Here is a 17829-nt window from a genome sequence, read left to right on the forward strand (position 1 = left end):
CCCGGCAACCGCCCGAGTGACTCGCTGCTAGCGCAGGGCGCCGACCTGTGTGCCGTCCTCCAGCCGGCCGTTCAGCTCCGCCCGCGCGCCTTCCGCCGCCCGTACGGCCAGCCGGTTGCCCGGGCCGCTGCCCTTCACCCCGCCCGAGGTGGCGATCGACGCGAACTGCGCGCTGCCCGCCGCCAGGACGTACCACTGCCCGCCCCGCGACTTCCACAGCACGCCCGCCAGGACCCGCGGCTCGCGCTCCCCGCACGCCGGTGAGTCCTCGGCGCGGGCGGCGATCGCCCCGGGCGCCGACGCCTGGGCCGACGGCGCGTGGAACTGCGCCAGCACCCGGCTGCCCGGACCCCGCCAGGTCTCGGCGCGGGTGCAGAGCCAGGCCGCGGTGCCGTTGGACTCGGGCAGCCGCTGCTTCGCGTACTGCCACGTGTTCACGCTGCGTACGCCGTGCGAGCGCACCGCGGGCAGCAGACAGGCGGTGCGCGCCCAGCCGGCGAGCGCGGTACGGCCCGCCACGTCGCGCGGGGCGGACGGCGGACCCGAGGTGAGCCGGGCCGGGGTGAGTTCGCCGAGGTCCGTCACGAGGCGGGTGTCCGGGCCGGTGGTCAGTTCAAGGGCGGTCCAGCCGGTACAGGTACGGGCCTGGGCGGGGCTGGCCACGGGGGCCGTCACCCCGTCCGCCGTGCGCCTGAGCGGAGTGGGGGCGTCGGCGGGCCGCAGCAGATCCCGTACTGCCGCTCCGGTCACCCAGGGAGCGGTCAGATAGCGGACGTTGCCATCGGTACGGCCCACCACCAGGGCGTTGGCCGTACCGGCGTCCGCCCCGTCGGCGCGGGCGAAGTCGAGCGCCGCGCCGCCCGCGCCGCCCGTGCCGTCCTGCGGCTCGGCGTAGCGCACCACGCGCAGCCCGTCGTACAGCAGCACCACCACGGCCTGGTCGACCGCCCCGGCGAACAGCAGCTGCGGCGCGCCGGGCGGGGGTCCCGCCGGGGTGCCGGGGGTGGCCGAGACCTGGACCGAGGCGCCGGGACGGGCCCAGACGGCGAGTGCGCGGCGCAGCAGCGGGCGGTCGGTGGTGCGGTCCCCGCGGGCCGGCCAGACGGAGAAGTCGGTACGCGCGGAGGAGCGCCACGCGGCCGGGGCGACCCGGGTGAGGCGGCCGGGGTCGAGGGCCTGCTGGGCGGCGGGGTTACGGGCGTACGGCGGCGCGGCGGCTCCGTCCGGCCCCCACCCGTCGCCGGGCAGCCCCAGCAGCGCGCCGCACACCAGCACCGCGGCGGTGGCCGCCAGCGCCGCCTTCGCGTGCTGCCGGCGCCGCATCAGGTCGGTGGGCCGGGCCTGGAGCGAACAGGGGTCGAACTCGGGGGAGTCCAGCAGCGCGGCGGCGGCCCGGCCGGCCGGGGGCTCGCCCGCCGCCGGCCGCCCCGCCGGGGATTCGACGCGGTCAGCCTCGGCCAGGGCCTGCTGCGGGTCGGCCACACCGACGGCGGCCAGCACCCGCCCGATGTCCGCGTCCTGAAGGTGCTCCAGACCCCGCAGCACGAACGCGGCGCGCCCCGGCCCGGACAGGGTGGACAGCCGCTGGTCCAGGGCGAGTTCGTCGGCGCCGCCGGAGCGCGGGAACAGCCGCAGCCCCCACACCTGCGGCAGCAGCGGAGGCAGCTGCGCCCGCTTGGGCCGCGCGAACCGCCTGAGCGGCAGCCCGGCTTCCAGCGCGCTCCGCAGCACCCGCTGGCGTACGTACGCATAGCCGGGGTCGGTAGCGGCCCCGTCCGACGACGGCCGCGGGACCGGGATGTCGGCCGCGCCGCCCGCCGAGCGGTTGCGGGGCAGCGCCCGCTGGGCGACGGAGTGCGCGGTCAGGACCCGCCGGTTGCGGCCGAGGGTGGGAGGCAGCACCAGATAGGCGAGCCGTACCAGCCGCGGATAGTGCTCGACGAGTGCGGCCTCGGCCTGCTCGACGTCGATGGGGGCGGGCGCGGTGCGGCTGACGGCATCCTGTGGGGGCACGGTCATCACAACGAGCGAATCGTCGGATGGTCACCTCGGAGGCGGGGTATCCCAGGCGGGTATCCCGGCCAGCATCCCAGGCCGGTGTCCCAGGGGCGCGCGATCCTTCAATTCGCGCCCCACGGGTGAGGCGCAGGAGGCACGATGGCCAGATGCGCAAGTACCCCCACATAGCAGCTGCCGCGGCAGTGCTGGCCCTCACGGTGGTGACGGGCTGCAGCTCGGACGGCACGTCGGACGGCAAGAGCGGCGGCGACAGCAAGAAGGAAGCTCCGAAGACCGCCACGGGCAGCCTGGAGCAGCTGGCGGCGAAGACGGACTGCAAGCCGAACATCCAGACGGATGCGGCGGAACTGCGGCAGGCCAACTGCAAGACCAAGAGCGGCAGTTGGGTGCTCGCCACGTTCAGTACGGACCGGGGTCAGCGGGAGTGGCTGAACTCCGCCAAGGACTACGGCGGTGCGTACCTGGTCGGGCGCAAGTGGGTCGCGGTCGGCGACCCGGAGGTGGTCAAGACGCTGCGCGGCCGGCTCGGCGGGACGCTGGAGTCCGGCTCCGACCACTCGGGGAGCAGTGGCAGTGGGGGGAACGAGTCCGGGCACTCCGGTCACCACGGGAGCTGACCGCGCAGGCCGAAGGCGGAGGGCGGCGACCACCGCCGCCCTCCGCCGGTCAGGGGCTCAGGTGCACTTGCGGCCGCCGTTGATGCAGGCGACCACCTGGTTCATCAGGTTCTCGTCGAAGACGTTGATGAAGTCACCGTGGTCGGTGGCGGGCTTGTGCAGCTGCTCCGGGAAGGAGTCGACCGCGAATCCCGGGCCGGGCGGTACGTCGTAGACGATGCGCTGCTGAAGCTGCGGAATCGCCTGGAAGCCGTTCTGGCACCGGCCGTTTCCGTCCGCGAATGCCACGTGCGTACGGTGATTGGCGCTGTCGGTGTTCTGGCCGTCCCAGCAGCTCTGGAAGTTGAAGGTCCGCACCACCTTGCTGCCTTCGGGGCAGATCGGATACTTGTCCTTCAGCTGCCGGTCCTCGAACCCGGTACAACTCCACGACGCATTCGCGTTCGCGTCACCGTTGGTGAATGCCTTGGCATCCCCGGTGATGATCCGGAGAAAGCGCGGCATGGCGACGACCTTCGAGGCCGGGCTGCCGACGAACTTCAAAGTGACCTGGTCCGGCGTCTGGATTTCGCCGATGTTCTGGTCGTTGCCGCCACCGTCGTCGTTGACGTCGAACTCGTCCTGGCCGTTCTGAAGCCGGAGGACGGGCCAGTAGTACGTGGACTTGTCGCCCTGGTTCCGGCAGGTGGTGTCACCCTGGGCCAGGTCGTCGTCGCTCGCGAAAGCGTCATTGGCCTGGTTGCCGACGTAGTCGTGCATGTGGTGCGCGCCATTGCTCACGCCGGGGGCGACGATGACGTTGTCCGGGTTGAACTTGCCGTTCTCGTTTACCCCGCAATCAGTGGTGAAGGTGCCCCTGGAGGCGTTGCGCTGCTTGCGGGGGGCCTTGACATTGGGCTCGACGGTCGTGATGTCGACAAAGTCGTCCGGGCTCGGTCCGTTGCCTTCCTGGTCCTGGCCATCACCCTGACCGTCGTTACCATCGCCGTTGCCGTTGTCTCCGCCGTCCTGGCCCTGGTCCTGACCGTTGTCCTGGCCCTGGTCCTGACCGTCTCCGTTGTCCTGGCCGTCGTTGTTGTTGTCCTGGCCGTCGCCCTGGTCCTGGCCATTGCCCTGGTCCTGGTTGTCATCGGCGAGCAGGGTGCAGGGGGCCATCCCTTCGATATTGCCCGGCTGCTGACCGGCCTGGCTGATCCAGCCGGCTATGCGATCGATGGAGGCGCGACGCTTGTCCTCCAGAGGATCGAGAATGGCGTTCTTCCCGAAATTCGGATCCCTTTCGATCGCCTCCTTCTGGTCCGCGAACCGCTTGTAGGCGTCAGTGATCTGAGTGTCGATCGCCGCCAGTTCGCGGTCGACGTCACCACGAGCCTGTTGCGGCACGTCAGGCAGCCCATTCGCAACCTCCGGACAGTCGATGGTGGAAACCTGCTGCCCCGCGTTCTCGCCCTGGAGGGTGCGGTTGCCGGCGCCCCACCTGCCCTCTCCTGCGGAGGCATAGACATTGGCCGCGACCAGCCCACCTCCGCCCAGTACCAATGCAGCTGAGGCGGCTATCGCCCGGTTTGCCAATTTTGATCGTTTGCGCGATGCGTGTCCCATGGAACTCCTCTGCTTCGGTGCCGGGGTAGGGGGACGCCCGGCAGGGGAGAAGCGCGACGTTCCATACGGACCCGAGTCACCACCTGTTCAAGGGAATTCGGAGTTCGTATCAATCTCCATCCGCAAACCGGGCGTATGTACCGCGTACCGGTGGACCAGGAAATGCCTGCCCCCCACTCCCCACCGCCCCTGCGGGGATGGCACCATGTGCGCACCATGACGGATGCCCGGTCGCCGATGCGCGCCACGCGGGCCGCGGTATTCGCGGCGGTCTGCGTCGCTCTGGCCGCCGCGGGGCATTCGTACATGTCCGCGCACGACGTACCGGTCAGTGCGCTTCTGGCCGCATTCGCCGTGACCGGCGCCGTCGCCTGGCTCGGCGGAGGGCGGCGCCGCGGCGCCCCCTCCATCGGTGCCGGACTGCTCGCGGTCCAAGGCGCGCTGCACCTGATCTTCGGCACCGCACAGCCCCACCCCGCCACGCATGCCACGACGCAGGCGATGCCGCACCACCACGCCGGTACGGCCGCCGAGACGCTCAGCACGGGCGCCACCGGCCACACCACCGCCGGTATGCTCGGCGCCCACCTCCTGGCCGCCCTCGTCTGCGCGCTGTGGCTCGCCCGCGGCGAGGCCGCCGCGTTCCGGCTGGCCCGTACCCTCGGCGCGCTCGCGTTCGCCCCGCTGCGGCTCCTGTTCTCGTACGCCCGGCTGCGGACCCGCGTACCGGCGGCGCCACGCCCCGTACGCGCCCAGGCCCGGACACCGCGCCGTATCCACGGCGTACTGCTCGCGCACGCGCTCTCCCGCCGCGGTCCGCCGGCCCGGGTGCTCACCCGCGCCACGGCCCCCGGCCGTACCGCCGTCGCCATCGGCTAGCGACGCGGCGTGACCTGGGGCCGATTTCCCCATGTCAACGCCAACTCCTAGGACACCCATGGCCATTGACGACCCCATCAAGGGGACAGAAGAAACCGCCGAGTCCGCGGTCCCGGCGGGCGCGCGTCCGTCGGCCCCGTCGACGTGGAGCGCCCTGCGCCCCCTCGTGCTGCGGATCCATTTCTACGCGGGGCTCCTCATCGCTCCGCTGCTCCTCGTCGCCGCCGTGAGCGGGCTGCTGTACGCCCTCTCCTTCCAGGCGGAGAAGATCATCTACAGCCACGAGCTGGAGGTGCCCGTCGGCGACGCGGCCAAGCCGCTCGACGCCCAGGTCGCGGCCGCCCGCGCCGCCCACCCCGAGGGCACGGTCACCGCCGTGTGGCCGCCCGCCGAGGAGGGCGCGACCACCCGCGTACTGATGACCACCCCCGAGGTCGAGGAGGACAAGTCCCTCGCCGTCTTCGTCAATCCGTACACCGCCGAGGTACGGGGCGAACTGCCCAGCTTCGGCAGCTCGGGTGCCCTCCCGCTGCGCACCTGGCTCGACGAGCTGCACCGCGATCTGCGGCTCGGTGAGACCGGCCGCTACTACAGCGAACTGGCCGCCAGCTGGCTGTGGGTGGTCGCCCTCGGCGGGCTGCTGCTGTGGATCGGCCGCAAGCGGGCCGGCCGGCGCGCGCTGATCGTGCCCGAGCGAGGGGCCACCGGCCGGCGCAGGACGCTGTCCTGGCACGGCTCGGTCGGCCTGTGGGCGGTCATCGGGCTCGTGCTGCTCTCCGCCACCGGTCTGACCTGGTCCCGGTACGCCGGCGAGAACATCGGCAAGGTCCAGGACCAGCTCGGCGGCGCCAGCCCGGTGGTCTCCGCGGCGCTCGACGGCACCGGCGCCGGAGGCGGTGGCCACGAGGGCCACGGCGGCGGTAGCGGCTCGGGGACCGGCGGCCACCAGGGCAAGGACATCGGCGTCGACAAGGCCGTCGAAGCGGCCCGCGCGAGCGGTATCGAGAGCCGCGAGATCTCGGTGATCCTGCCGAGCGAGGGCAACGGATACGTCGTCAAGGAGACGGACAAGCAGTTCCCGGTCCAACTGGACTCGGTGGCGGTCCACCCGGCCGACGGGACGGTCATGGACGAACTGCGCTTCGGTGACTACCCCGTGCTGGCCAAGCTGACCCGCTTCGGGATCGACGCCCATATGGGCGTCTTCCTGGGCATGGCCAACCAGCTCGCGCTGGCCGTCCTCATGATCGCGCTGATCATGCTCATCGTCTGGGGCTACCGGATGTGGTGGCTGCGCCGGCCGACGAAGGAGCGCAGGCTGAGCGTGGGCCGGCCGATGCCGCGCGGCGCCTGGCGCCGGGTCCCGCTGCCGGTCCTGCTGCCACTGGTCGCGGCGACCGCGCTGACCGGCTGGTTCATCCCGCTGCTCGGGATCAGCCTGCTGGCCTTCCTGGTCCTGGACGTGCTGCTGGGCCTGGCCACCCGCGGCCGCGCCGACCGCACCGGCAGCGAGGCGGCCTGACCGCCTGACCGCTGGTCCGCTGGACCGCGGTGACGGCTACGGGCCCCCGGGACGCGAACTCCGCGCGAACTCCGTCCCGGGGGCCCATGGCCGAGCGACGCGAAACGTGGTGGGATCCGCCGTGTGGAAGGTCTGCTCGCGAGTCTGATCGCCGTCACCGGAACCCTGCTGGGTTCGGTCAGCACCTTTGTGTTCCAGCGCCGCAGTGCACAGCGCGCCGAGGGGTTCGCACGCGAGGAGAGGCTGCGCCAGGAGCGCCTGGCGGCCTACAGCGCGTACGCCGGGGCCGTCACGGAGCTCAAGCGAGGGCTGGTCACCCTGTGGCTCCGCCGCCGGGAAGACCCCCACGGCACCGCGTACGCGACGGCCCTGGCCGAATGCGACCGCCTGGGTGCGGCAGCGGAACACGCCCGCTTCCGGGTGCAGTTGGTCGCGGAGGCCCCCGACCTCTGCGTGCTCGCGGACGCGGCGTTCGCCACCGCCGGTGCGATCCGGAATGCGGCGGACAGGCCGGAACTGAGAGCGCACGAAACCCGGTGCCTGGACGCGATCAGCGCCTTCATGACGACCGCCGCCGCCCAGGTTCGCTGAGCGGCGGCCTGGTCACGGCGTGTACTTGTAGCCGACTCGCCGCACCGTCTGGATCGTGTCCCGGTGCTCGGCGCCCAGCTTGCGGCGCAGCCGGGCGACATGGACGTCGACGGTGCGCCCGTCGCCCACGTGCCCGTAACCCCACACGGTGGTCACCAACTGGTCGCGGGTGTGCACCCGGTGAGGGTGCGCGACCAGATGGGCGAGCAGCTCGAACTCCAGGTATGTCAGGTCCAGCGGCCGCCCGTCCACCTCGGCGGTGCGCCGGCCGGAGTCGATCCGTACCCGCTCGTCCCCGGCTTCCGGCACCGGCTCGGCGGCCGGAGCCGGCTGCTGATCGGCCGGTACGAGCACCAGGTACCCGATCATCGGCGGCCGGCCCGGGAGGCTGGGCAGGGAGTGCTGGGGCGCGGGCAGCCAGGTGGCGCCGGGCGGCAGGAAGTCCGCGACATGAACCACCTCGTCGCGGTCGACGGCCCGCAGCCGGTGGCGGTGGGGGAGGGCCGGCAGGGGAGTGGCGACGGCAGGGGCAGGGGCGGTCGCAGCAGGGAAGGAACGGGTGTTCGCCATGAGAGGTCAGCTCTTTCACGCGGAGAGTCGTCGACAGGAGACGTACGTCGTGCGCGCGCGGCCGAAGACCGGTGAGGTGTCAGAGGGCCGGCGCGCTCGTCGCGCGGCAACACACCCGGTCGAAGTCGTGATGCTGACGGGACGGCCAGAACGGTTCGAGGTCGCTGCGACCCGTCGCGGTGTGCTGGTGGCTGGCCATGGCCCCATTGAAGCAGATGTCACGCTGCCGCAGCAGAGCCCTTTCACGTACCGATACGGAGGGCGGTTGCGGAGGGCGGTTGCGGTGGCATACGACAACAACGGGGCGGGCGCCCACCGGTGGTCGGTGGGCGCCCGCCCGAGCTGCTTGGATGTGTGCGGGTCAGACCTGGCCGGCCTTCTCCAGGCTGGTGCAGCAGGTGTCGACGATCAGCCGCGTCACCACGTACGGGTCGACGTTGGCGTTCGGGCGACGGTCCTCGATGTAGCCCTTGCCGTCCTGCTCGACCTGCCACGGGATACGGACCGAGGCGCCGCGGTCCGAGACGCCGTAGCTGTACTCGTTCCACGGGGCGGTCTCGTGCAGACCCGTCAGCCGGTCGTCGATGCCCGCGCCGTAGTTCTTGACGTGGTCCATCGGCTTCGAGCCCTCGCCCAGCGACTCGCACGCGGTGATGATCGCGTCGTAACCCTCGCGCATCGCCTTGGTGGAGAAGTTGGTGTGCGCGCCCGCGCCGTTCCAGTCGCCCTTCGCCGGCTTCGGGTCCAGCGTCGCCGACACGTTGAAGTCCTCGGCGGTGCGGTAGAGCAGCCAGCGCGCGATCCACAGCTGGTCCGCGACCTCCAGCGGCGCCAGCGGGCCGACCTGGAACTCCCACTGGCCCGGCATGACCTCGGCGTTGATGCCGGAGATGCCCAGGCCCGCGGCGAGGCAGTGGTCGAGGTGCTTCTCGACGATGTCGCGGCCGAAGATCTCGTCGGAGCCGACACCGCAGTAGTAGCCGCCCTGGGCGGCGGGGAAGCCGTTCACCGGGAAGCCCAGCGGACGGGCGCCGTCGAAGAAGGTGTACTCCTGCTCGATGCCGAAGATCGGCTCCTGGGCCGCGAACTGCTCGGCGACCGGACGCAGCAGGGCACGCGTGTTGGACTCGTGCGGCGTCATGTCGATGTTCAGGACCTCGCACAGCACGAGGACGTCGTCACCGCCGCGGATCGGGTCCGGACAGGAGAAGACCGGCTTCAGCACGCGGTCGGAAGCGTGGCCCTCGGCCTGGTTCGTGCTGGACCCGTCGAAGCCCCAGATGGGCAGCTCGGCGCCATCGGCAAGAATCTTCGTCTTCGAGCGAAGCTTCGCCGTCGGCTCGGTGCCGTCGATCCAGATGTACTCAGCCTTGAAGGTCACGGGCTTCATCCTTTGTGCGTCGCTACGGCGCAGTCATTGCGGGTGCTGCGGTGATGCCATGCAGCGTGCCAACATGCGATTTCCCGACCGTTGCCCGGATGTGAACCCCGTGTTACCGAGGTTCGGGCGAGGCGGTTCGGGCGAGGCAGACTGGGGTGCGTGATGACTTCGTACGGTAGAAACCGCCCGCGTATCGGGCTCCTCGGCACCGGGCCCTGGGCCGCCCGCACCCACGCCCCGGCCCTCGCCGCGCACCCGGGCGTCGACTTCGCGGGCGTCTGGGGCCGCCGGCCCGAGGCGGCGGGCGCGCTGGCCCGTTCGTACGGCGTGAAGGCGTACGAAACGACCGGCGCGCTCTTCGCCGACTGCGACGCCGTGGCCTTCGCGCTGCCGCCGGACGTGCAGGCGGCGCTGGCCGTACCGGCGGCCGCCGCGGGATGCCATCTGCTGCTGGACAAGCCGGTCGCGACCACGGTGGCGGGGGCCCGCGAGGCTGCCGAGGCGGCGGAGCGGGCCGGCGTGGCCTCCGTCGTCTTCTTCACGTTGCGCTTCGCCCTGCCCACGGCCGCCTGGGTCACCGAACAGGCGGCGCTGGACGGCTGGTTCACGGCCCGGGCACAGTGGCTGGGCGCGCTCTTCCGGCCGGGTACGAGTAGCACGGGCAGTACGGGCAGCACGCGCAGCCCGTACGCTGATTCGCCCTGGCGCCGGGAGAAGGGCGGCCTGTGGGATGTCGGCCCGCACGTGCTGTCCGTACTGCTGCCGGTACTCGGCGACGTGACGGGCATGACGGCCATGGGCGGGCCCGCCGACACCACCCACCTCGTCCTGCGGCACGCCTCGGGGGCGTCCAGCACCGCGACGCTGGGGCTGAGCGCGCCGGCGGAGGCGGCGGGGGTCGGGATCGAGTTGCGCGGCGAACGGGGCGTGGCGGTGCTCCCGGAGTGGAGGGACGTCCCCGGCGCCTTCGGCCGGGCCGTCGACGCCCTGCTGGAATCCGCCCGCACCGGCGTGCCGCACGCCTGTGACCTGCGCTTCGGACGGCGGGTCACGGAGATCCTGGCACGGGCGGAGGCGCAGGTGGAGGCGCAGCCGGGGACCTAGGACCGGCGGGAGAGGGGCGGCCGGGCCAGGAGCGTTGTCAGCGGCCGCCGTTACTCTTCGATCACAGCAGCAAGACCCGCCGGAGGCCCTTGATGACGCGCACCACACCACCACGTCCGGTCGACGTGGAAGCGCTCTTTCCCGAGGTTGTTCCGTACCGCCGCGAGGCGATACGGCTTCATCCGAGGGCCGGTTCGCCGGGCGTGCGGGACAGTTCGGTGGGCGGACCGCTGCTGTGGCCGGCCGCGGAGCCCTGGCCGTACTGCGCGTCGGAGCATCTGCCGGTCGCCTTCGACGTCCCGGCGGACGGCCCCGTACCGCTGGTTCCGGTACTGCAGGTGTATGCGGCGGACATACCGGACCTGCCGTACCCGCCGGGCAGTGACGTGCTGCAACTCCTGTGGTGCCCCTTCGAGCACGAGCCGCACTACGCGCCCGAACCCCGGCTGCACTGGCGCCACTCGTCGTACGACGGGCCGGTGCTGGCCGATCCGCCCCGGCCCGCCGGGGCGCCCGACGACCATGTGCCCGACCCGTGCGTGCTGCACCCCGAGCGGATCGCGGAGTATCCGAGCTGGGACCTGCCACAGACCCTGTGCGAGGCGCTGCGCGAGCGCTTCGACGAGCTGGAGCGGCAGACGGGGCTGGAGTACCACTCCCATCTCGCCGTGGCCGACGGCATCAAGGCGGGTGGCTATCCGAGCTGGACCCAGGGACCGGACTGGCCGGACTGCGCGGAGTGCGGGCGGCGCACGGACCATCTGCTGACCGTGGGCAGCGTCGAGTTCGACGGGGCGGGCTGGCGGACCTGGCTGCCGGAGGAGGACCGGCCCGCGTCCGGGACGGTCCTCGACCTTCCGTACGAGGAGCGGATGAGCGTGCAGTGCGCGCCCGGCCTGATGCTCGGGGACATGGGCGGGATCTACATATTCGTGTGCCCGCACTGTCCCGGGGCGCCGAGCGCGTACCGCTTCGACTGCTCGTGACCGGCCGTCAGGTTTCCTCTCCGGCCCCTTCAGGCCTTAGCCGACCTTCTCGATCCGAGCGTTGCGGATCAGGAACTTGCCCGGCTCGCGGACCTGCTCGAACGCCGCGTTGTTCAGCAGCGCGCAGCTTCCGGAGACCGAAGCGACCTCCACCGTGGTGGACTTGTTGTTGTCCAGGTTGGTGACCTTCAGCTGGGTGCCCAGGGGGAACTGGTTGCTGGACGCGGCCGGCGCACCGCCCTCGCCGGAGAGCGTGACGGTCGATCCCGCGCAGACGACCTCGCCGGCCGCTCCGCCCTCGTTCCCACCGACGGGCGGCGCGGCCTCGCCCGCCTCCTCGCCCGGGGCCTCCTCGGCAGGCGGCTCCTCGGCCGGGGGTGCCTCGCCGCCCGGCTGCTCGGGCTGCTGCTGAGCCGGGGGCTGCTCCGGTGCCGCCTGCCCGCCGCCCGCGGCGCCTTCGGCGCCCTCCGCGCCCTCGCCGACCTCACAGCCGGAAGCGGCCTGCTTGCGCTTGATCTCCTCGATCACGGCCTGACGGTTGGCGATCCTCGCGTCCGACAAGGCGTCGGGGTTGGCTCGCTGTCCGGCGATGAACTTCTCGTTGTTGCCGAGCGCCGTGACCAGTCCGTCGCAGGCCACCGAGGCCTGGCTTGTCCCGGTCATGACAATCGCAGTACCGCCGGCCAGCGCCATGGCGCTGATCAGCAGGACGGTCTTCTTCTTGCGGCTGAGGGTCTTCTTGCGCGACACGCGTGACTCCCTGTCCCCGGCCCGATGAACCGCGGCCGGCTTCGATCCGTGTGCCGTTACGTACGAGTAGGAATCCCGTTCGTCTCAACCGTCACTGAAATAACTTCGTTATCACTGGCCGCGGTTGAGCGCGTCCCTCACCGCGTCCTCCGTACGGCCCACCACCGCGCTGCCGTCGTCCGCCGTGATGATCGGACGCTGGATCAGCTTCGGGTGCGCCGAGAGTGCCGCGATCCAGCGGTCGCGCGCGTCCTCCTCGCGCGGCCAGTCCTTGAGCCCGAGCTCCTTCGCGGCCGGCTCCTGGGTGCGGGTGATGTCCCAGGGTTCGAGCCCGAGCCGGTCGAGCACCGCACGGATCTCGTCCTCGGACGGTACGTCCTCGAGGTAGCGGCGGACGGTGTACTCGGCCCCCTCCGCGTCGAGCAGCTGAACCGCGCTGCGGCACTTGGAACACGCGGGATTGATCCAGATCTCCATGACCGCACGGTACCGCCCGAGGGCCGCTCAACAGGTGCTGAAGTACCCCCTGGCCAGCGGCTTTTGTCAGTGCCCGGCAGTAGAATTGAGGCAGTTCGACAGAGTCCGACGCCGCTCCCAGGAGGCTGCCGATGGCCACTGCCGCACTCGCGACGAAACCCCAGCACCAGCCCCCGTACGGCACCGACGCCCCGAACCACCTGCGGAAGAAGCCACTGCCGGCCGGCCGGCCGCGCGAGTGGTACGTGAACCACAACCGCCGTCTGAAGGCCATGCGGCTCGCGATAGCCCTGCTCGACACCGGCGTCTACCACCCGGACATGGCCCCGAACCGCAAGATCCGCAGCACGGCGGCCCGGATCGGGATCCACCCGCCGTCCGACCTCACCTGTGCGATGGTCCGTGCCCTGATCCGGTACGGCCGCTGAGCGCAGCCGCGGCCCACTGAGCAAGTCCGCGGCCCGCCGCCCCCGTTCGCGGGGTGGCGGGCCGCGGAGGACCGTGGGCCCAGACGGACCAGGGCGACGCCTGTTGTTCGCCTGCAGTTTGCCGAGTCCGCGCCGGACATCCGCAAGTATCTAGGTCCAGATCCAGACAGGACCTAGACCCAGGCCGGGTGGTGTTGCCACCCGGCCGGATTCCGCATGTGCTCAGCTCAGAAGGAAGACTCGACGGTGCAGCTTCGACGCAGTAACAGATCCCGCGTGCCGGTCCCGGGTGTGCCGGGTGTGATCGCGACGGCGGGGATGCTGCTCCTCACCTCGTGCGGGCTGTCCGACGGCGAAGGACCGGCGGCGGACGAGGCGTCCGGCCGGCAGCCCGCCGCCTCCACCATCGACTGCGCCACCCAGGGCAAGGTCCTCGGTACGGGTTCCACCGCCCAGCAGAACGCGATGAAGCAGTGGATCAAGAACTATCAGCAGGCATGCAAGGGCGTCCAAGTCGCGTACTGGGGCGAGGGCTCCGGGGCGGGCGTGGCCCAGTTCCTGCTGGGTGAAACGGCGTTCGGCGGTTCCGACAGCGCGCTGAAGCCGGGCCAGGCCGACCAGTCCAAGCGGGTCTGCCCGGGCGGCCGCGCCATCGACCTGCCCATGCTCGGAGGCACCATCGCGATCGGCTACCACCTCTCCGGTGTGGACGGCCTGGTCCTCGACGCCCCGACGCTCGCCAGGATCTTCGACTCGGAGATCACCCGATGGGACGACCCGGCGATCCGGCAGCTCAACCCGGACGCCGAGCTGCCCGCCCTGCCCATCCAGGCCGTGCACCGGTCGGACGACTCCGGGACCACCCAGAACCTCAACGCCTATCTGGCGGGTGCGGCGCCGGAGCAGTGGCCGTATCCGAAGGAGAAGACCTGGCAGGGCAAGGGCGGCCAGGCGGCGAGCGGTTCGGACGGAGTGGCGTCCGAAGTGGAGGGCAACGACGGCGCCATCGGCTACTTCGAGCTGTCCTTCGCCGCCGCGCGCGACATCAGTACGGTCCGGATCGACACGGGCGCGGCCGAACCGGTGGCCGCGACCGTGCAGACCGCGTCGGCCGGTATCGGCTCGGCCGAGATCGTCGGCACCGACGGGGACCTGACCCTGAAGCTCGACTACGCGACGAAGGCCGAGGGGGCCTACCCGATCGTCATGGTCACGTACGAAATCGTCTGCAACCGCGGGAACAACCCCGAGACCCTGCCGGCCCTGAAATCCTTCCTCAGCTACACCGCCGGCGAGGAGGGCCAGCAGGCCCTGCCCGAGATCCACTACGCCCCGCTGCCCGCCGGCATCGCCGCCAAGGTCCGTGAGGTCATCCCGACCCTGTCGTGAACCCGTGGCCTGCCGATGGTCTACCGCGCGGTGAACTTCCTGCGCCAGACCAGGGAGACGTACACGAGCCCGACCAGCACCGGCACCTCGATCAGCGGGCCGACGACACCCGACAGCGCCTGGCCGGAGGTGACGCCGAAGGTGGCGATGGCGACCGCGATGGCGAGCTCGAAGTTGTTGCCGGCCGCGGTGAACGCGAGGGTCGCCGTCCGGTCGTATGCCAGGCCGATGGCCTTGCCGAGGGCGAACGTCCCGAACCACATGACGGCGAAGTAGACCAGCAGCGGCAGCGCGATGCGGACCACGTCCAGCGGCTGCGAGGTGATCGTCTTCCCCTGGAGGGCGAAGAGGATGACGATCGTGAACAGAAGCCCGTACAGCGCCCAGGGGCCGATGCGGGGCAGGAAGCCGGTGTCGTACGACTGGCGCCCCAGCTTCCTCTCGCCGATGCGGCGGGTGAGGAAGCCGGCCAACAGCGGGACGCCCAGGAAGATGACCACGTTGAGCGCGATCTTCCACATGGAGATGTCGAGCTGCTCGCCGTCGCCGAGGCTCAGCCAACCGGGCAGCAGGTCGAGGTAGAACCAGCCGAGCAGGCCGAACGCGATGACCTGGAAGACGGAGTTGAGCGCGACCAGCACGGCCGCGGCCTCGCGGTCGCCGCAGGCGAGGTCGTTCCAGATGATGACCATGGCGATGCAGCGGGCGAGCCCGACGATGATCAGGCCGGTGCGGTACTCGGGCAGGTCGGGCAGGAAGATCCAGGCCAGGGCGAACATGATGGCCGGCCCGAGGATCCAGTTGACGACCAGCGAGGAGACCATGAGCCTGCGGTCACCGGTGACGGCGTCGAGCTTGTCGTAGCGGACCTTGGCCAGGACCGGATACATCATGATCAGCAGGCCGACGGCGATGGGGAGTGAGATACCGCCGATCTCGACCGCGGCGAGCGCGTCGTTCAGGCCGGGGACCAGCCGCCCGAGCCCGAGGCCCAGGCCCATGGCCAGCAGGATCCATACGGCGAGGAAGCGGTCGAGCGTCGAAAGCTTCGCGACGACCGACGATTCCTCGACGGTCGCGGGTGCTTCGGTGCGGGTCACGGACAGGCCCTCTTGTTCTCGGCAGCGGTACGAGCGGTCTCGGCCAGGGCGGTGAACTGGCCGGCGAGCTGGGCGATGACTTCGGGGCGCAGCTTGTAGTACGTGAAGCGGCCGCACGGTTCGGTCTCCACGACCCCGGCCTCGCGCAGCACTCTCAGGTGGTTGGAGAGGTTCGTCTGGCGGGCGCCCGTTTCCTCCACCAGGTGGGTGGTGCAGAGGGTCTCGTGGGCGAGCAGGGTCACGATCCGAAGCCTGAGCGGGTCGGCGAGGACCCGGATCAGTTCAGTGTCGACTGACGTCATCATGGGCTGATAATTTCACATCAGTGGTGGCTGACACCACAGGGTGCTGATGCGATCCTGAGAGGGATCCGGCACCGATCCGTCGCGAGACAAGAGAGACCTTCCGATGGCCGAGAAGCCCTCCGTCCTGTTCGTCTGTGTCCACAACGCCGGCCGTTCCCAGATGGCCGCCGCGTGGCTGACCCACCTGGCCGGGGACCGCGTCGAGGTCCGCTCCGCCGGCTCCGCCCCGGCCGACCGGGTGAACCCGGCCGCAGTCGAGGCCATGCGCGAGGTAGGCATCGACATCACCGCCGAGACGCCGAAGATCCTCACCGTCGACGCGGTCAGGGCGTCGGACGTCTGCATCACCATGGGCTGCGGCGACACCTGCCCGGTCTTCCCGGGCAAGCGCTACCTCGACTGGACCCTGGAGGACCCGGCCGGCCAGGGCGTCGAGGCCGTACGGCCCATCCGCGACGAGATCAGGAAGCTCGTCGAGGGCCTGATCGAGGAGATCGCCCCGGCGGCCAAGGCGTGAGCGTGGACGCGGAACGCTACCTCGCGGCCCAGTCGGCGGCCTGACGTGATTGTCCGCATGTACGAGACCCACCCGCCCCGCCCTCGCCACTAGCCCGTTCGCCGTCCTCACGGTGGTTCTTCCACCGCGAGGGCCGGCGCTCCGGTGACCTGCGTAAACGATCAAGCGAGAGCGGCTCGTGCGCCTGCCCGGGTGACACGTATCCCGCAGGTGCTGTTGCGGAGGTGACGGACTGTCGATTGCCTCGGGAGCGGAGTACAGCAGAGGCGCCGCGCAGACAGGCCGGGCACTGCTCTCGAGGAGGTTCTTCATGCGTCACGCACGTGTTGGCATCGGTGCCGGTCTGGTTCTCGGTGTCCTTGGGGTCCTTGGGCTGTCGGTCCCGGCCGCCGTGGCCGCCGGTGACTCGGACATCCACATCCGCCCGGGGAACGTCTCCCCGGGCTCCACGGTCACCGTCAGTACCACGGCCTGCGGCCCGGAGGTGACCTACGGCAAGGGCCAGTCGGAGGCGGGAGGCGCGTTTCACCTCTTCGAGGGCGACCGCAAGGGTGTGCTCACCGGCGAGTTCAAGGTTCCGGAAGGGACCCGGTCCGGCAGCGACACCGTCACCGTGAAGTGCCCGCCGCGAACCAGGGTCACGGACACCTACCGGGTCACCGACCGCCACCCGAGCGGCGCGGTCGACGCCGGCTTCGGGTCGGCCCAGGACAAGGGCACCCAGCTCGCCCTGGGCAGTGTGCTGCTCGCCGGAGCCGCAGCCGGGAGTGTGATCAGGATGCGCCGCCGCCCGAGCGCCGTCCAAAACTGACCGCCGGACTCCCGCCGCACCGCGATGGAAACCGGGCCCACGAGCAGCACATCCCCCCAGTCGTTCACCCCGTCGGTCAAGCTCCTGTCCTGCGCACTGATGGCGGGCACCGTGCTGGTGATCAACGGGGTGAGCGACGAACACCCACCACAGCCTTCCGCTGCCCAGGCCTTCTCCGCCCCTGTACCGTCCGCTCCCGTCGCCACCCCCTCGGCCGCGCTTGGCACCGTCCGGCCGCTGCCCGCGTCCGATCCCGTCCGGCTCCGGGTCCCCGCCATCGGTGTGGACGCGCCCCTGACCCGGCTGGACCTGGACGCGGCGGGGGCGCTCCAGCCCCCACCCGCCGACGAGCCGGGCCTGGCCGGCTGGTACGGCGACGGCACACCCCCCGGCTCGGTGGGGACAGCCGTCCTCGCCGGCCACGTGGACACGCGCAACGGCCCCGCCGTCTTCCACGGCCTCGGTGCCCTGACCAAGGGCGACACCATCGAGGTCAGCCGGGCGGACTGGCGCACGGCCGTGTTCACCGTCGACGCCCTGGAGGTCTACGCCAAGGACGACTTCCCGGACGAGAAGGTCTACGGCAGCTCCGACCAGCCCGAACTGCGGGTGATCACCTGCGGCGGAGGCTACTCGGAGCGCACCGGCTACCAGGGCAACGTCGTGGTCTTCGCGACCCTGACGGCGGTGAAGTAGCCGCCCGAAACGACCGTCGGCCGCGCCTTCCGGTGAGGGAAGAACACGGCCGACGGCCCAAGACCTGGGGTCTCCTGAGACATCG

19 protein-coding genes are annotated in these 17829 nt (G+C 71.1%); 11 read left to right on the forward strand and 8 right to left on the reverse strand.

From position 1 onward, the window contains the following. Window positions 1–27: 27 nt before the first annotated feature. The gene (locus tag ACWV17_RS28020; protein WP_455361874.1) at window positions 28–2019 is read right to left on the reverse strand and encodes a hypothetical protein; all 1992 of its coding nucleotides are present in this window, start codon (window positions 2017–2019) and stop codon (window positions 28–30) included. Window positions 2020–2165: 146 nt separating this feature from the next. On the opposite strand from ACWV17_RS28020, the gene ACWV17_RS28025 reads away from it, so the two are divergent. Further along, window positions 2166–2636: a hypothetical protein gene (locus ACWV17_RS28025; RefSeq protein ID WP_455356330.1), complete on the forward strand. Its 471-nt coding sequence runs from the start codon at window positions 2166–2168 to the stop codon at window positions 2634–2636. A gap of 57 nt (window positions 2637–2693) precedes the next feature. Here the strand turns inward: ACWV17_RS28025 and ACWV17_RS28030 are convergent, their stop codons facing one another. Then, window positions 2694–4238 (reverse strand): DUF1996 domain-containing protein, encoded by a 1545-nt coding sequence (locus ACWV17_RS28030; RefSeq protein WP_455361875.1) that lies wholly within the window; start codon window positions 4236–4238, stop codon window positions 2694–2696. Window positions 4239–4454: 216 nt separating this feature from the next. On the opposite strand from ACWV17_RS28030, the gene ACWV17_RS28035 reads away from it, so the two are divergent. The 3 genes from ACWV17_RS28035 to ACWV17_RS28045 all read left to right on the forward strand — a co-directional run bounded on the left by ACWV17_RS28035 (window position 4455) and on the right by ACWV17_RS28045 (window position 7230). Continuing rightward, window positions 4455–5117, forward strand: coding sequence for a hypothetical protein (locus tag ACWV17_RS28035; RefSeq protein ID WP_455361876.1), 663 nt, complete (start codon window positions 4455–4457; stop codon window positions 5115–5117). Between the two features lie 58 nt (window positions 5118–5175). Next, a complete protein-coding gene (locus tag ACWV17_RS28040; RefSeq protein ID WP_455361877.1) occupies window positions 5176–6639 on the forward strand; it encodes a PepSY-associated TM helix domain-containing protein in 1464 nt (487 codons plus the stop codon). 123 nt (window positions 6640–6762) lie between these two features. Next, entirely contained in the window at window positions 6763–7230 is a 468-nt protein-coding gene (locus ACWV17_RS28045; RefSeq protein ID WP_455356334.1) for a hypothetical protein, read from the forward strand. 12 nt (window positions 7231–7242) lie between these two features. Here the strand turns inward: ACWV17_RS28045 and ACWV17_RS28050 are convergent, their stop codons facing one another. Both ACWV17_RS28050 and glnII read right to left on the reverse strand, forming a co-directional pair. Then, on the reverse strand, window positions 7243–7800 hold the full coding sequence (locus ACWV17_RS28050; RefSeq protein WP_455356335.1) for a winged helix-turn-helix domain-containing protein: 558 nt from the start codon (window positions 7798–7800) through the stop codon (window positions 7243–7245). 361 nt (window positions 7801–8161) lie between these two features. Further along, window positions 8162–9181, reverse strand: coding sequence for a glutamine synthetase (glnII, locus tag ACWV17_RS28055; protein ID WP_455361878.1), 1020 nt, complete (start codon window positions 9179–9181; stop codon window positions 8162–8164). Between the two features lie 162 nt (window positions 9182–9343). Between glnII and ACWV17_RS28060 the strand changes: the two genes are divergently transcribed. Beyond that, window positions 9344–10285 carry a Gfo/Idh/MocA family protein gene (locus ACWV17_RS28060; RefSeq protein WP_455361892.1) on the forward strand — a complete coding sequence of 314 codons (942 nt, stop codon included), beginning with the start codon at window positions 9344–9346 and terminating at the stop codon, window positions 10283–10285. A 92-nt stretch (window positions 10286–10377) separates the two neighbouring features. Next, complete coding sequence (locus ACWV17_RS28065; RefSeq protein ID WP_455361879.1) at window positions 10378–11271, forward strand: DUF1963 domain-containing protein; 894 nt, start codon at window positions 10378–10380, stop codon at window positions 11269–11271. A gap of 36 nt (window positions 11272–11307) precedes the next feature. Here the strand turns inward: ACWV17_RS28065 and ACWV17_RS28070 are convergent, their stop codons facing one another. Together ACWV17_RS28070 and ACWV17_RS28075 are read right to left on the reverse strand one after the other, a co-directional pair. Beyond that, entirely contained in the window at window positions 11308–12021 is a 714-nt protein-coding gene (locus ACWV17_RS28070) for a hypothetical protein (RefSeq protein WP_455361880.1), read from the reverse strand. A gap of 111 nt (window positions 12022–12132) precedes the next feature. Beyond that, entirely contained in the window at window positions 12133–12498 is a 366-nt protein-coding gene (locus ACWV17_RS28075; RefSeq protein ID WP_455356340.1) for an arsenate reductase family protein, read from the reverse strand. Between the two features lie 131 nt (window positions 12499–12629). On the opposite strand from ACWV17_RS28075, the gene ACWV17_RS28080 reads away from it, so the two are divergent. Next, a complete protein-coding gene (locus ACWV17_RS28080) occupies window positions 12630–12926 on the forward strand; it encodes a hypothetical protein (RefSeq protein ID WP_455356341.1) in 297 nt (98 codons plus the stop codon). A 246-nt stretch (window positions 12927–13172) separates the two neighbouring features. Beyond that, the gene (gene pstS / locus ACWV17_RS28085; protein ID WP_455356342.1) at window positions 13173–14315 is read left to right on the forward strand and encodes a phosphate ABC transporter substrate-binding protein PstS; all 1143 of its coding nucleotides are present in this window, start codon (window positions 13173–13175) and stop codon (window positions 14313–14315) included. Between the two features lie 20 nt (window positions 14316–14335). On the opposite strand, the gene arsB is transcribed toward pstS, so the two are convergent. Continuing rightward, entirely contained in the window at window positions 14336–15415 is a 1080-nt protein-coding gene (gene arsB, locus ACWV17_RS28090) for an ACR3 family arsenite efflux transporter (RefSeq protein WP_455361881.1), read from the reverse strand. Continuing rightward, window positions 15412–15720: an ArsR/SmtB family transcription factor gene (locus ACWV17_RS28095; protein WP_455361882.1), complete on the reverse strand. Its 309-nt coding sequence runs from the start codon at window positions 15718–15720 to the stop codon at window positions 15412–15414. Before ACWV17_RS28095 ends, arsB begins: the two co-directional genes overlap by 4 nt. Before the next feature lie 103 nt (window positions 15721–15823). On the opposite strand from ACWV17_RS28095, the gene ACWV17_RS28100 reads away from it, so the two are divergent. The 3 genes from ACWV17_RS28100 to ACWV17_RS28110 all read left to right on the forward strand — a co-directional run bounded on the left by ACWV17_RS28100 (window position 15824) and on the right by ACWV17_RS28110 (window position 17744). Then, window positions 15824–16237, forward strand: coding sequence for an arsenate reductase ArsC (locus tag ACWV17_RS28100; RefSeq protein ID WP_455361883.1), 414 nt, complete (start codon window positions 15824–15826; stop codon window positions 16235–16237). Window positions 16238–16547: 310 nt separating this feature from the next. After that, window positions 16548–17048 (forward strand): sortase, encoded by a 501-nt coding sequence (locus tag ACWV17_RS28105; protein ID WP_455356346.1) that lies wholly within the window; start codon window positions 16548–16550, stop codon window positions 17046–17048. 99 nt (window positions 17049–17147) lie between these two features. Beyond that, entirely contained in the window at window positions 17148–17744 is a 597-nt protein-coding gene (locus ACWV17_RS28110) for a class F sortase (RefSeq protein ID WP_455361884.1), read from the forward strand. The last annotated feature ends 85 nt before the right edge of the window (window positions 17745–17829 follow it).

Source organism: Streptomyces mabaensis, from assembly GCF_053763515.1.